Genomic DNA, 13,293 nt, shown 5'->3' with positions numbered 1-13,293 from the left:
CGCACGAGCACCGCCATGCGCCTGATCCCTGGCGGATGCCTACTCCGAAGTCAGGCGCTGGATCGAACGAAGGCGAACCACATCAGCACGCCTGCGTCCATTGGCTGTGACCGCGCTATCCCTGGCAGGGTCCGAACCTACGGTTTTGAATCCAAGCCACGCCCTGCAGGCCTAGCTTGACCTTTTTTGGGTGCGGGGTCGGTGGGCACGAGAAATTTCGCAACCAGGCCTCCGCCTTCCCGGGGTTCGAGATTCAGGGCCCCACCAAATCTCTCTGCAATGGCCCGAACGATCGAAATGCCCAGGCCCGCCCCGTCCTTGCTCTTTCGGCCCTGATCACCGCGCCAGAAACGTTGGCCAATTTGGCATGCCTGCTCGGCAGTCAGCCCGGGGCCACGGTCCGACACGCTAATCACACACTGCTGTGCATTCGGATCCAGGAACACGCCCACCTCGATGGCCGTATCTCGCGGCGAATAGCGCATCGCGTTGTCAACCAGATTGCGAACCGCCGTTTCCAGCATCGACTTGGGCACCGGGGTTCCGATGTCCTCGCCGCTGACGTTCAACGACAAGCGCTCTTTTTCTGCGGCCTTCCACTGTTCCAGCACGCCGCCGACGGAAGCGACCACCGAAGTGCAACCATCCGCCTTGTCGGCAGACGTCTCGGCGCGGGCCAGTATCATCATCTGGTCCAAGGTGCGCCTCAGCCGCTTCACGCCTTCCTCTGCACTGGAAAGAGAGGACGCCACCTCGTCGCCTTCACTGATCCGGGCCACCTGCAGGTGCGTATCGATCACGGTCAACGGCGTGCGCAGCTCGTGCGCCGCGGCGTCGGTGAATGCCCGTTGGCTGGCGAGTGTCCGTGCCAGGCGCTTGAGAAGCCCATTCATTGCGTCCAGAACCGGGCGCAGTTCCGAGGGTGAATGGTTGACGGCGATCGGGGACGTGTCGTCCGCGTGTTTGTCGCGCAATTGCTGCGACAGAGCCTCCAGGGGGGCGAGCCCCCGTCCGATGCCGATCCAAAGGGCAGCCAGGCCGCCCAGGAAGGCAATCAAGAAGGGCACGCCAGCCACGCTTAGCAATTCGTTGATCAGCATATCCCGCTGATCCACGCGATCCGCCGTCGTGATCTGGTAGCCATTGGCACGAAGAACGTAGACCCTCCACTGATGTCCCAAAACGTCCCGCGTGCTGAAGCCGGCCGGCAGTGACTCGAACTCCGAGTGAGGTCCGGTGGTCGTTCGTGCCAGGATCTCTCCCTGCAAAGACCGGATTTCGCATGCGATGCCCTCCTTGCCGCTGACGCGCACCGCCTCGGTGAAGTCGTTGGACGCTGCATTCGGAGCCAGCGCGGCGCGTTCAAGAAGCCCCGACACCATGCGTGCCGACATGGCAAGACGACCGTCGAGGGTCCGGTCGAGATTGGAATGAACGCCGCGCATCATCCAGCCGGCGGCAGCGCCCCACAGAACCAACAGCGAAATGCCGGCGATCAGAACGGCGCGCAGCCGCAGGCTCATGATGCAAGCCTCCAGCCCAGCCGATAGCCGAGCCCACGGACCGTCTCGATGGCTTCGGCGCCGAGCTTGCGGCGGATGTTGTGGATATGCACATTCAGCGCGTTGCTGCCGATCTCTTCCCCGAGGCCGTACAAGCGCTCGTTGAGCATGTCGGGCGGGACCCACCGGCCATCGGCGTTGGCGAGATGGGCCAGCAGATCGACCTCGCGGCGCGACAAGGAGACGGGCTCGCCCTGGAACCAGGCCAGCCCGCTCTCCGGCTCCAGCCGCAGGGGACCGGCCGAGATGACCTGGGCCGCACGGCCTTGCGTGCGTCTGACCAGCGCATGCAACCGGGCTGCGAGTTCACGCAGGTCGAACGGTTTGATCATGTAGTCGTCGGCACCTTCATGCAGCCCTTTGAGCCTGTGTTCGATGGCGTCCCGCGCCGTGAGGATCAGGACGGGCAATTGAGGTTCGACGGCCCGCATGCTGGCCAGCAACTCCATGCCGTCCCGGTCAGGCAGCCCGAGATCGAGCACCAGGGCATGGAAGGTGTCTTCCGCATGCGTGGCTTCGGCTTCTTCTGCGGTGCCGACGTGATGCACCGCGATGCCGTGCTTGTGCAGACCGGCCACGATCCCCCGTCCGATCAGTTTGTCGTCTTCCACCAACAGTATTCGCATGGCGCCTACCAACCTGAATTTGCTTGTTTGACACGCTCATGTTAGGCCAGAAATGACAGCAAGGTAGGACGCAAGTTCCCGCTAATTCTCAGTTAATCGGGAGAAGACATGATTTTGAAGATTGCCCCTTGAGGGCGCACCTTCCAGGGATGCCCATGTGCATGAACTATGACCCGGCCCATGCTTGAAGCTCTCGATCTCGCGGGCGTTCGCGGGGAGCGCCGCCTGTTTGACCATTTGACTTTCCGGATCGTGCCGGGCGAGTGCCTGTCGGTGCACGGCGAGAACGGCAGCGGGAAGACCACGCTATTGCGAACGCTTGCAGGGTTCGCTACGCCTGCTGCTGGCAGAGTCTTGTGGAAAGGAAAGCCGCTGCGCAACCAGTGGAGTGAATACCAACGCGAACTGGTTTACAACGGCCATGGCATTGGACTCAAAGAAGACCTGAATGCCTTGGACAACCTGCTTGCCGCGGCCGCCATCGCTGGTGAGCCGGTCACCACGGAATGCGTGGAATCAGCGTTGGACGAAGTTGGCTTGGCCGAGCACAGGCACTTGCCGTTCCGGATGTTGTCACAAGGCCAAAAGCGTCGTGCAAGCCTGGCTCGATTGCTCCTCTACAGGAGGAAGTTGTGGATTCTCGATGAGCCCTCCACAGCGCTGGACCAATTCGGTGCGCGATGGCTTGGTGAACTGATCCATCGGCACCAGTCACGCGGCGGCATGGTCGTTCTGACGAGTCACCAGGAGCTGGCCTTGAAAACTTCTCAGACCGTCCGGATGGGGGCATGAGCCGGCCCCTCGTTGCCAATCCGGTATTTGTCGTGATGCGCCGGGACTTGAAGCTCGCCTTGCTCCGAAGGTCAGACGCGCTGATACCTCTTTGCTTCTTTGTCGTGGTCGTCAGTCTGTTTCCATTGGGTATCGGCCCCGAGCGCGAAATGCTCCGACGGATCGCTCCGGGCGTCCTGTGGGTATCGGCGTTGCTGGCCAGCATGCTTTCGCTCAATCGCCTGTTCGAGCAGGATCACGCCGATGGCACGCTGGAGCAGATGATGCTGTCGCCAGCGCCGTTGGCCATGTTGGTCGTCGGCAAGATCGCGGCGCATTGGCTGTTGTCCGGTTTGCCCTTGGCCTTGCTTGCGCCCGCGCTGGCATTGCAGTTCGACCTGCCTGCCTTGTCCCTCTGGATTTTGACCGCATCGCTCGTTATCGGTACGCCGGTGCTCAGCCTCATCGGCGCCGTCGGCGCGGGGCTGACGCTGGGCGTACGCGCAGGGGGTGTCCTCGTTGCTGTGCTGGTGCTGCCGCTCTACATCCCGGTGCTGATCTTCGGTGCCGGCGCGGTCGATGCGTCGATCATCGGTCAGGGAGCGTCGGCCAACCTCTCTTTGCTCGCCGCCGTGTTCGTCTTGGCGGCGTTCTTCACGCCATTCGCAGCGAGTGCATCGCTGCGCATCGCACTGGAGTACTGAGGAGCGAAGCGTATGGTCAACTGGTTCAAGTTTTCATCTCCCAAGGCGTTCTACCCACTCGCGGGGAAGCTCGTCCCTTGGCTCGGCGTGACCGCCGCGGCGCTGTCGCTCGCGGGCGTCTATGTGGGGTTCTTCTTGGCACCCACCGACGCCCAGCAGGGAGAGGGGTATCGCATCATCTTCCTGCACGTGCCGGTTTCATGGATGTCCATGGTCATCTATCTGGCGATGGCGTTCTGGGCCGGCATTGGCCTGGTGTTCAACAGCCGCCTGTCGGCAATGATGGCCTCGGCGCTGGCCCCCACGGGTGCACTGTTCACCTTCCTTTCTCTGTGGACCGGCGCCTTGTGGGGAAAGCCGATGTGGGGAACCTGGTGGGTCTGGGATGCGCGGCTGACCTCTGAACTAGTCCTGCTGTTTCTGTACATCGGTTTCATCGCACTCCAGTCGGCGATCGAAGATCGTCGCCGTGCCGACCGGGCAGGCGCCGTGCTGGCACTGGTCGGCGTGGTGAACATCCCTGTGATCTATTTCTCCGTGCAGTGGTGGAACACCTTGCACCAGGGCGCCTCGGTATCGCTGACTCGTTCGCCCTCCATGGCGACGGTCATGTTGTTGGGCATGCTGATCATGGTTCTTGCGGCCTGGGCTTACACGGCTGCGGCGGCGCTGGCGCGTGTGCGCTGCATCATCCTGGAACGCGAACATCACGCCGGCTGGCTGCAGGACATCGAGGAGGTGAAGCGATGAACTGGGCCAGTGTGGGTGAGTTCCTGGCGATGGGCGGATATGGCGTGTACGTTTGGGGATCCGTCCTGACGACGGTGGTGTTGCTCTGGACTGAATGCCGAATGCTCCGGCGCCGGCGCCGAGCAGCGCTATGGCGCATCCAGTCGGAATTGCTGGGCAAGGAGGCGCGGCGTGAAGCCACGAAATAGACGCATCGCACTCATCGTCGCCGGGCTATCCGCCCTCGGCATCGCCACCGCGCTGGTGCTCAATGCCTTTCAGAGCAACCTTGTGTTCTTCTTCACGCCCTCGCAGGTCAGTGCCGGGGAGGCACCACTGGAGCGCACCTTTCGAGTCGGCGGCATGGTGGAACGAGGTAGTCTGAAGCGCCAGCGTGGTGAGCTTGCCGTGCAGTTCGTCATCACCGATACGGTCAAAGCAATCCCGGTCACGTATTCGGGCATCTTGCCTGACCTGTTCAGTGAAGGAAAAGGGGTGGTTGTTCAAGGACGGCTGGACAGTGCCGGCCTCTTTCGCGCCGAGGAGGTGCTGGCCAAGCACGACGAGAACTACATGCCGCCCGAGGCCCAGCATGCGCTGGACGAAGTCCAGAAGAAGCCGGCTTCAAGGAAGCCTTGACCCATGATTCCAGAAATCGGCCACCTCGCCCTCATCGCTGCCTTGTTCGTGGCACTCGCTCAAGGTGTTCTTGCCCTGGCCGGCGCGGCGCGAGCCAACCTCACCTGGATCGCGTTCGCCCGCCCCGCTGCACGCGCTCAATTCCTGTTGGTGATGGTCGGTTTTGCCGCGCTCACCTGGGCCTTTGTCGCGAAGGACTACTCGGTCGCCTACGTCGCTCAAAACTCCAATTCTCAGCTCCCGCTGGGCTACAGAATGGCCGCGGTCTGGGGCGGACATGAGGGTTCGCTCCTGCTCTGGCTGCTGATGCAGACCGGCTGGGCCTATGCGGTCAGCCGGTTGTCGAAACAGCTTCCGGATGCCATGGTGGCGCGCGTTCTGGGCGTGCTCGGCCTGGTGACGGCCGGCTTCCTGCTGTTCGTCCTGTTGACCTCCAATCCCTTCGAGCGACTTTTCCCGGTACCGCAAGATGGATGGGATCTGAATCCGCTCCTGCAGGATATCGGCTTGATCTTTCATCCACCGCTGCTTTACATGGGGTACGTCGGATTTTCGGTGGCCTTCGCATTCGCGATTGCTGCATTGCTTGCCGGACAACTGGACTCGACGTGGGCACGCTGGTCTCGTCCCTGGGCCACCGCAGCCTGGGCAAATCTGACGGTCGGAATCGCCTTGGGGAGTTGGTGGGCCTACTACGAGTTGGGCTGGGGGGGCTGGTGGTTTTGGGACCCGGTCGAGAACTCGTCGTTCATCCCCTGGCTGGTGGGCACCGCCTTGATCCACTCTTTGGCGGTGACGGAAAAGCGGGCCAGTTTCAAGAACTGGACGGTGCTGCTCTCGATCGGCGCATTTTCTTGCTCGCTTTTGGGTGCCTTTCTGGTGCGCTCGGGCGTACTGACTTCTGTGCATGCATTTGCCACCGATCCGCGACGCGGGTTATTCATTCTGATTCTGCTGACGGTCATTGTGGGCACGTCGCTCGCTTTGTTCGCATGGCGAGCCCCTAAGGTCGGCATGGGAGGACGGTTCGACATGGTCTCCAGGGAGTCCTTGCTGCTGGTCAACAATGTGCTGTTGGTCGTCACTGCCGGCGCTGTCGCGCTCGGTACGCTGTACCCACTGCTCGTCGATGCGCTGGGCCTGGGCAAGCTCTCCGTGGGGCCGCCATACTTCAATGCGGTGTTCGTGCCATTGATGATCCCCGCGTTGCTTCTGATTGCGGTAGGACCCGCCGCCAATTGGAAGGCCGCCCAGTTCGGTGCCATCTTCAGGCAGTTGCGCGTGCCGATGATTGCTGCACCCCTGGTGGGCCTGACCGCCCCGTTCGTGCTGGGGCACTGGTCAGCTTCTGCGGCGTTGGGCTTGATGCTCGCCACGTGGATTGCGGTGTCGGTGGTGACGGGCATCTTCGGCCGAATGCGCGCCACCCGCGGCGGGTTGCGTGCCCAGCCACGCAGTTGGCTTGGGATGCATATGGCGCATCTGGGCATCGCGGTATTCGTGACTGGCGTGACCATCGTCAGTGGGTATGAGACCGAGCGAGACGTTCGATTGGCCCAGGGCGAGTCCGTCAGCATCGGCGGCTACGACCTCACTTTGATCGGCGTCAGAAGCACGCGGGGGCCCAACTACGTGGCGCAGATAGGCGATATCGAACTGTCGCGCGACGGCAAGGTCTTGCGTCGGCTGCATCCGGAAAAGCGCAATTACCCGGCCTCGCAGATGCCGATGACCGAGGTGGCGATCGATGCAAACGGACTGCGCCACGTCTACGCGGCGCTCGGCGAACCGCTCGGCGACGGTGTTTGGAGCGTTCGTGTCTACCACAAGCCATTCGTTGACTGGATCTGGATCGGCTGCATCCTGATGGCGCTTGGCGGTGGCTTGGCCATCAGCGATCGTCGATACCGTCTGAAGCCTCGCCGTCAACACGTCGCTCCGCCATTGCCCGAGGCCGCATCATGAACCGTTTCCTATGGCCGCTGCTCGGATTCCTTGTCTTGGTGTCGTTCCTCGCAGTGGGCCTGACGCTCAAGCCCAGCGAGGTGCCATCGCCCTTGATCAACAAGCCCGCGCCGCGCTTCAGCCTTCCGCAACTGCAAGCTCCGGACCTGACCTTCTCATCCGAGAGCATGATCGGGAAAGTTTGGGTACTGAACGTGTGGGCTTCCTGGTGCGCGCCCTGTCTTGAGGAGCATCCTGTCATCACCGAATTGGCCAGCAGGCATGCTGTTTCGGTGGTCGGCATGAACTACAAGGACACGCCCCAGAACGCCATCGCCTGGCTACGGCGCAATGGCAATGCCTTTGAAACGACGGTCTCCGATGCGCATGGGGCGGTCGGCATCGACTTCGGGGTGTACGGCGTGCCGGAAACCTATGTGATCGATAAGGCAGGCATCATTCGCTACAAGCACACCGGGGCGATTGACGCGGGGGAAATGCGCGGCGAGCTGCTGCCGCTGGTGCGGGAGCTTGAGAAATGATTCTCTGGCGGGTGGCATTGTTTTTCTTTCTGTTCACGGCTCCGGTCTGGGCCAGCGACCAAGCGGCCGAGGACCGAATGCTGGGCATTGCATCCGAGTTACGTTGCCTGGTTTGCCAGAATGAATCGATTGCAGCTTCGCAGGCCGATCTTGCCGCTGACTTGCGCCAACAGATCCGCGAGCAGATCCGTGCCGGCAAGAGCGATGACGACATCCGGACTTATATGGTCGAGCGATACGGCGATTTCGTGCTCTATCGCCCGCCCTTGAAGCCGACAACGATGTTGCTTTGGTTTGGCCCGTTCGTGGTGCTTGCCTTGGGCATTGTGGTCTTGGTCATGAATCTGCGCAGCCGAAACCGCAAGCCGAAGCATGCTGCACTCAATGAAGAGGAGCGCAGACACGCGGACGCGCTGCTGGCTCCGCCACACAATGTACTGGACGAAACATGAGCATCGTTTTCCTGACTCTGGCGTCGGTGCTCGTGGGAGGCGTCTCGATATGGCTTTCTTTCGTTCTCTGGCGAGGGGGACATGGTGCGAGCGACCAAGTTGCCCCTGAAAGCGTGAACGTCGCGGTACTGCGCGATCAATGGGCGGAGTTGGAGAGAGACCACATCAATGGCACGTTGTCGGCCAATGAATTGGCCGATGCAAGATCTGATCTTCAGCGGCGAGCGCTGAATGAAACTGCTGCTCCTCCGTTGAAATTGGGGCCGCCTGCTGGAAGCAAGCGGGCAGCGATCACTGTCGCCATTCTGCTGCCGATCGCGACAGCGCTCACCTATTCGTACCTGGGAAATCCGGCCGCCACGGACCCGTCACAGGTTCGCAGCGCGAGCATGACGACGCAAACCGATGTGCAAGCAATGGTGGCCTCTCTTCAGGCACGGCTGGCCCAGCACCCCGATGATCCTGGAGGCTGGCTCATGCTGGCGCGTTCCTACCGTTACTTCGGCGATCATGAGCAAGCCGTCAATGCCTTCACCCACGCCAATGAGCTGGTCCAGAACGATCCACAGGCGTTGGCGGAGTACGCGGAGTCGCTGTCCAGAATCCGTGGCTCCGGTTTTGAGGGAGAGCCCACTCGTCTGCTTGAGCGCGCCTTGTCGCTCGATCCCAATGCAGCCCTGCCTCTGACTCTGGCCGGCGCTGCTGCGGTGCAGCGCCGGGACTATCAAACGGCCATCGCGCACTGGGAGAAGCTGCTCGGGATGATGCCCCCCGATTCCGAGGCGGCGAAAGTCGTCGCGGCCGGGATTGAACGGGCCCGGACGGAGCAGGCGGAACTCGCCCATGGTCGATCACCAGAGCCAAGCGCAAAGCCTTGATGGCATCCCCGTCCCCCACGGGCCATTGGGGGGACCTTTAGTTTCGCTTAATCGGGTCATCGCATGATCCAGGCAGCTTTGCTTGGAGGACTCGGATTTGGCTTTTTATCGGCGCATCGTAGCGATCTTTCTCCTGTGTGGTTGTGCGGTCGGCAGTGCGTGGGCGGACGGCCTTTTTCCCTCCTGGGGCCGCAGCGAGCGGCAATTTCTGGACGTTGCCGAAGTTCTCAAGCTGGACGCTGTGCAGCAGCAGGGCGATTCGTTCTCGGCCGCTGGACACGTTGCCGATGGCTACTACGTTTATCGCCATGCCATCAAGTTGGTCGATGCGCAGGGCCATGAAGTCAGCCTGACGCTTCCGGCAGGAACAGCCAAACACGACGAATTCTTTGGCGATACGGAAATCTATACGGGCGATGCCCTCAATCTGCGCTTTCCCGCCACCGCCCCCGGCCCGCTGACACTGCATTGGCAAGGGTGCGCGGAGGCAGGTATCTGCTATCCGCCGCAGACCATGAATGTGGCATTGCCGGCAGTGGTGGCCGGCACATCCCCGACCGGCAATGACTCCGTACAGCGGAGTTCGGCTTTGACCTCCACCAACACAGTCAGCTTGGGCGGAGCTACCGAGGTGGCAGAGGATCAAGCGGCAGCGCAGCGCCTAGCAGCATTGGGCCCCGTGTGGGGAACACTGCTGTTTTTTGGCTTCGGCTTGCTGCTCGCTTTCACACCATGCTCGCTCCCGATGATCCCCATCGTCTCCACCATGGTCGTCGGCAGCCAGGCCAAGCCGCGGCGGGCTTTCTTCCTCTCTCTGTCCTATGTCCTGGCGATGGCGGGCACCTACGCCGCGGTGGGCGTGGCCGCTGGCTTGGCCGGGGCCAACCTGCAAGCCACACTGCAATCGCCTTGGCTGCTCGGAGCGTTTGCAGCCTTGTTCCTGGTCCTGGCGAGTTCACTGTTCGGCCTGTTCGAGCTGCAGATGCCCTCGGCGCTGATCAATCGGGTCGAATCCGCCGGTAGAGATCGCTCGGGCGGGAGCATCTCCGGCGCGGCGGCGCTGGGCTTCCTCTCGGCGCTTCTGGTCGGGCCTTGCATGACCGCTCCATTGGCAGGCGCATTGCTGTACATCGGGCAGACCGGCAGCGCGGTCTACGGTGGCATGGCCTTGTTCGCGCTGGGTTTGGGCATGGGACTGCCCCTGCTGGCCATCGCCGTGTTCGGTGCCCGGGTCCTGCCACGGCCTGGCGCGTGGATGGACCGCGTGCGCGTGGCATTCGGCTACGTCATGGTGGGCATGGCCGTGATGATGCTGACGCGCTTCCTGCCCGGCACGGTCAGCCTGGTTCTGTGGGGCGCATGGGTCTTGTCGGTGGCGATTGGCCTGATCGCGTGGGGCCAGGCCGTGGCAGCGAAGCATCGGCTGGCATGGTCGCTGCGGTCCGGCGCCGTCTTCGCCGGCTTGTGGTCCATCCTGATGCTGGTCGGCGCGGCCTCTGGCGGCGAATCGGCATTGCAGCCGCTGGCCCACCTGCGCGGTGGTTCGACTTCGCCAGCACCGGCGGCGGGCGGCGTCGCTTACCTGCAGGCGAAATCGGTCGAGGACGTGGATGCGCATTTGGCACAGGCCGCTTCGCGCGGCCAATGGACCCTGATCGACTTCTACGCCGACTGGTGCGTCAGTTGCCATGTGATCGAACGCAACGTATTCGGCGACCCCGCCGTCGCGTCCCGCCTGGCCCGGATGCAGGTCGTGCGACCAGATGTGACGCGCAATGATGCGACCGATCAGGCCTTGCTCAAGCATTGGGGTGTCATGGGGCCGCCCACGCTCATTCTGGTTGGCCCGGACGGTACGGAACGCCGGGACCTGCGCGTCGTCGGTGAGATCGATGCCCGCGCCTTCCTGGTGCGCTTGGACAAGGCAGGTTCCTGATGATCAGCGTAGGTCCGTTCTCCGTCCAAGTCGTTGCCGTCTTCCTGGCCGTCCTGCTGGCCTGGGCGGTGGCGCGCATGGTTGCCAAGCGGTTGCCCGACTCTCCGTACAAGGCGGCCGGCGGAATGTTGCTGGACGCCGCTTTTGTGGGGTTTGTGGCGGCTCGCCTCGGCTACATCGCGCAATGGTGGGAAGAGTACGCGCAGTCGCCGATGTCCATGATTTCCATTGGCGACCAAGGCTTTTCGTGGTGGGTCGGTGTCCTGGCAGCGCTGGCGCTCATCTGGTGGCGCACCCGTGCGGTTCGGGCATTGCGCCGGCCTGTATTGGCGGGAGTTGCGGTCGGACTCGCAGCCTGGTTTGCTACCGGGGGCGTACTGGCTCTGCTGCAGCGCTCGGCACCGCCGTTGCCAGCGTTGACGCTCGCAACGCTCGATGAACAGCCAGTCGTCCTGAATTCCTATGCTGGGCGGCCCGTCGTGCTCAACCTCTGGGCGTCGTGGTGTCCACCATGCCGTCGCGAGATGCCGGTGTTCGAGCAGGCACAAGCGCAGTATCCCGATATCGCTTTTGTCATGGTCAACCAGGGAGAGAGCGCCCAGCAAGCCCGCGCCTTTCTTGAGAGCGAACGCCTGCATCTCAAGGATGTGCTGCTCGACCCCGCTTCCCAGACCATGCAGGCCGTCGCATCGCGAGGCCTGCCCACCACCTTGTTCTTCGATGAGCAAGGACGCCTGGTGGATACCCATCTGGGCGAACTCACGATGGCCAGCCTCAAACACACGGTGTCGCGCCGATTCGCGCCAGCCCAACAGATCAAGACAGACAAGGAGTAACCATGTTTGCACAACGCTCGCACATTTCGTTCCTGCTGGCCGCCAGCTTCATGGTGGTCACCGGCTGCAGCAAGGCAGAGACGGCTGACAAGCCGGCCGTCCTCAAGGCGCTGGAAGGTCAGGGCCTGACCGTCACGCAGGAATTCAAGGTCGGCGGCGGTCTGCGCGCCTTCGCTGCCGTCGCGGGTGACCGGCCCATTGCCGTGTACATCACGAGCGATGGCAATGCCATCGTGGGAACTCGCCTGAACGCCAAGGGCGAGCCAATGGACGAAGCGGACCTGGAAAAGCTGGCCGCCAAGCCGGTCAGCGACAAGGAATGGTCGCAGCTGCAGTCGTCCACCTGGGTGCTGGACGGCAAGGCAGATGCGCCGCGCGTCATCTACACCTTCAGCGATGCCAACTGCCCCTATTGCAACGCCTTCTGGGAAGCTGCACGCCCCTGGGTGGATTCCGGCAAGGTCCAGTTGCGGCACATTCTGGTAGGCATCATCAAGGATGACAGCCCGGCCAAAGCCGCGGCCATTCTTGGCGCGCCTGACCGGAGTGCGGCGTTGTTGACGAACGAGCGGCAGTTTGGCCAGGGCGGGATTACGCCAGCCAAGAGCGTGCCTGCCGATGTGCGCAAGATCCTCGATGACAACCTGGCACTCATGGCGAGCACCGGCTTCCGGGGGACGCCCGGCATCGTTGTACGCGGCCCCAATGGGATCCTCAAGAAGTACAACGGCATGCCGCGAGGGGCGCAATTGGGTGAAGTGCTGGGGCCGCGCTGAACCAGCCGCCCAGGCGCCGAACCTGATGGCCGCTTCTCTCAGCCCGCATCTCAGGCTGCTCAACGGAAATTGCACAAAGGATCATTCACTATGCTCTCGCTGACGGGTGGAGTGCTGGGCCTCATCATCGGAGCCGTGCTGGGATTGACTGGCGCCGGCGGCGGCATCTTCGCGGTGCCGGCGCTGGTGTTCGGCCTGGGCATGGACATCCGTCAGGCCGCGCCCGTGGCGCTGCTCGCCGTGGGAGCAGCGGCGACCCTGGGCGCTTTGCAGGGCTTGCGCCAGGGGGTAGTTCGGTACAAGGCAGCGATGATGTTGGCGGCTGCCGGCGCCGTGACGGCTCCGCTGGGCGTGCAGTTTGCCCACTGGCTTTCGCCTCGATGGCTGAACCTGATCTTCGTCGCCATCATGCTCGTGGTGGCCTACCGGATGTTCATGTCATCTCGCGGCAGCCAGACGCAGGACGATCTGGCTGACGAGCCAGCCCGGGTCTGCAAGATCTCCAAGGACACCGGCCGCTTCGTCTGGAACGTGCGAACAGCGACCACGCTGGGGAGCATCGGCATCGTCTCCGGTTTGGCCACGGGCATGTTGGGGGTGGGCGGCGGATTCATCATCGTCCCGGCTCTGGCGCATTTCAGCGAGCTGCGCATGCACAGCATCGTCGCGACCTCGCTCATGGTGATCGCGCTGCTGTCCGCTGTAACCGTGTTCATCGCGTGGAGTCATGGCATGACGCTCACCGCGCCCGCCTGGACATTCGTTCTCACGGCGCTCGTGGGCATGTCGCTCGGCCGTGTTCTGGCACGCAGGATTCCCTCAAAGATGCTCCAGCGGGTGTTTTCGATCACCTGCGTGGCCGTGGCGGCCCTCATGCTCATGCGCAATGTTGGCTAGA

15 protein-coding genes are annotated in these 13,293 nt (G+C 62.8%); 13 read left to right on the top strand and 2 right to left on the bottom strand.

The genetic code is table 11. The features are described from left to right. Window positions 1–137: 137 nt before the first annotated feature. Both F7Q96_RS10685 and F7Q96_RS10680 read right to left on the bottom strand, forming a co-directional pair. Window positions 138–1,523: an ATP-binding protein gene (locus F7Q96_RS10685; protein ID WP_003149813.1), complete on the bottom strand. Its 1,386-nt coding sequence runs from the start codon at window positions 1,521–1,523 to the stop codon at window positions 138–140. Beyond that, the gene (locus F7Q96_RS10680; protein ID WP_003149815.1) at window positions 1,520–2,188 is read right to left on the bottom strand and encodes a response regulator; all 669 of its coding nucleotides are present in this window, start codon (window positions 2,186–2,188) and stop codon (window positions 1,520–1,522) included. Before F7Q96_RS10680 ends, F7Q96_RS10685 begins: the two co-directional genes overlap by 4 nt. Window positions 2,189–2,368: 180 nt before the next feature. Between F7Q96_RS10680 and ccmA the strand changes: the two genes are divergently transcribed. The 13 genes from ccmA (at window position 2,369) to F7Q96_RS10615 (ending at window position 13,292) form a co-directional block, all read left to right on the top strand. After that, window positions 2,369–2,980 (top strand): cytochrome c biogenesis heme-transporting ATPase CcmA, encoded by a 612-nt coding sequence (gene ccmA / locus F7Q96_RS10675; RefSeq protein ID WP_004350655.1) that lies wholly within the window; start codon window positions 2,369–2,371, stop codon window positions 2,978–2,980. Beyond that, entirely contained in the window at window positions 2,977–3,663 is a 687-nt protein-coding gene (ccmB, locus tag F7Q96_RS10670; protein WP_003149819.1) for a heme exporter protein CcmB, read from the top strand. The genes ccmA and ccmB overlap by 4 nt, the downstream gene beginning before the upstream one ends. Before the next feature lie 12 nt (window positions 3,664–3,675). Next, window positions 3,676–4,413 (top strand): heme ABC transporter permease CcmC, encoded by a 738-nt coding sequence (gene ccmC / locus F7Q96_RS10665; RefSeq protein WP_003149822.1) that lies wholly within the window; start codon window positions 3,676–3,678, stop codon window positions 4,411–4,413. Continuing rightward, window positions 4,410–4,601, top strand: a complete 192-nt coding sequence (gene ccmD / locus F7Q96_RS10660; RefSeq protein ID WP_003149824.1) for a heme exporter protein CcmD — start codon at window positions 4,410–4,412, stop codon at window positions 4,599–4,601. The genes ccmC and ccmD overlap by 4 nt, the downstream gene beginning before the upstream one ends. After that, on the top strand, window positions 4,585–5,031 hold the full coding sequence (ccmE, locus tag F7Q96_RS10655; protein WP_003149827.1) for a cytochrome c maturation protein CcmE: 447 nt from the start codon (window positions 4,585–4,587) through the stop codon (window positions 5,029–5,031). Before ccmD ends, ccmE begins: the two co-directional genes overlap by 17 nt. Window positions 5,032–5,034: 3 nt before the next feature. Next, window positions 5,035–6,996, top strand: a complete 1,962-nt coding sequence (locus tag F7Q96_RS10650; protein ID WP_003149828.1) for a heme lyase CcmF/NrfE family subunit — start codon at window positions 5,035–5,037, stop codon at window positions 6,994–6,996. Then, the gene (locus tag F7Q96_RS10645; RefSeq protein WP_003149830.1) at window positions 6,993–7,517 is read left to right on the top strand and encodes a DsbE family thiol:disulfide interchange protein; all 525 of its coding nucleotides are present in this window, start codon (window positions 6,993–6,995) and stop codon (window positions 7,515–7,517) included. Before F7Q96_RS10650 ends, F7Q96_RS10645 begins: the two co-directional genes overlap by 4 nt. Further along, window positions 7,514–7,969: a cytochrome c-type biogenesis protein gene (locus F7Q96_RS10640; protein ID WP_003149833.1), complete on the top strand. Its 456-nt coding sequence runs from the start codon at window positions 7,514–7,516 to the stop codon at window positions 7,967–7,969. The genes F7Q96_RS10645 and F7Q96_RS10640 overlap by 4 nt, the downstream gene beginning before the upstream one ends. Further along, window positions 7,966–8,847, top strand: a complete 882-nt coding sequence (gene ccmI, locus F7Q96_RS10635; RefSeq protein WP_003149835.1) for a c-type cytochrome biogenesis protein CcmI — start codon at window positions 7,966–7,968, stop codon at window positions 8,845–8,847. Before F7Q96_RS10640 ends, ccmI begins: the two co-directional genes overlap by 4 nt. 82 nt (window positions 8,848–8,929) lie before the next feature. After that, on the top strand, window positions 8,930–10,783 hold the full coding sequence (dsbD, locus tag F7Q96_RS10630) for a protein-disulfide reductase DsbD (RefSeq protein WP_004350664.1): 1,854 nt from the start codon (window positions 8,930–8,932) through the stop codon (window positions 10,781–10,783). Further along, window positions 10,783–11,619, top strand: a complete 837-nt coding sequence (locus F7Q96_RS10625) for a TlpA disulfide reductase family protein (protein ID WP_004350666.1) — start codon at window positions 10,783–10,785, stop codon at window positions 11,617–11,619. Before dsbD ends, F7Q96_RS10625 begins: the two co-directional genes overlap by 1 nt. Before the next feature lie 2 nt (window positions 11,620–11,621). Beyond that, entirely contained in the window at window positions 11,622–12,395 is a 774-nt protein-coding gene (gene dsbG / locus F7Q96_RS10620) for a thiol:disulfide interchange protein DsbG (protein ID WP_003149839.1), read from the top strand. Between the two features lie 90 nt (window positions 12,396–12,485). Continuing rightward, a complete protein-coding gene (locus F7Q96_RS10615) occupies window positions 12,486–13,292 on the top strand; it encodes a sulfite exporter TauE/SafE family protein (protein WP_004350669.1) in 807 nt (268 codons plus the stop codon). Window position 13,293 lies beyond the last annotated feature (1 nt).

Origin of the sequence: Cupriavidus gilardii (genome assembly GCF_008801915.1) — a bacterium.
Taxonomy (GTDB): Bacteria; Pseudomonadota; Gammaproteobacteria; order Burkholderiales; family Burkholderiaceae; genus Cupriavidus; species Cupriavidus gilardii.
The sequence above is the reverse complement of the archived record's forward strand: the minus strand, read 5'-3'. Positions and strand labels throughout refer to the sequence as shown.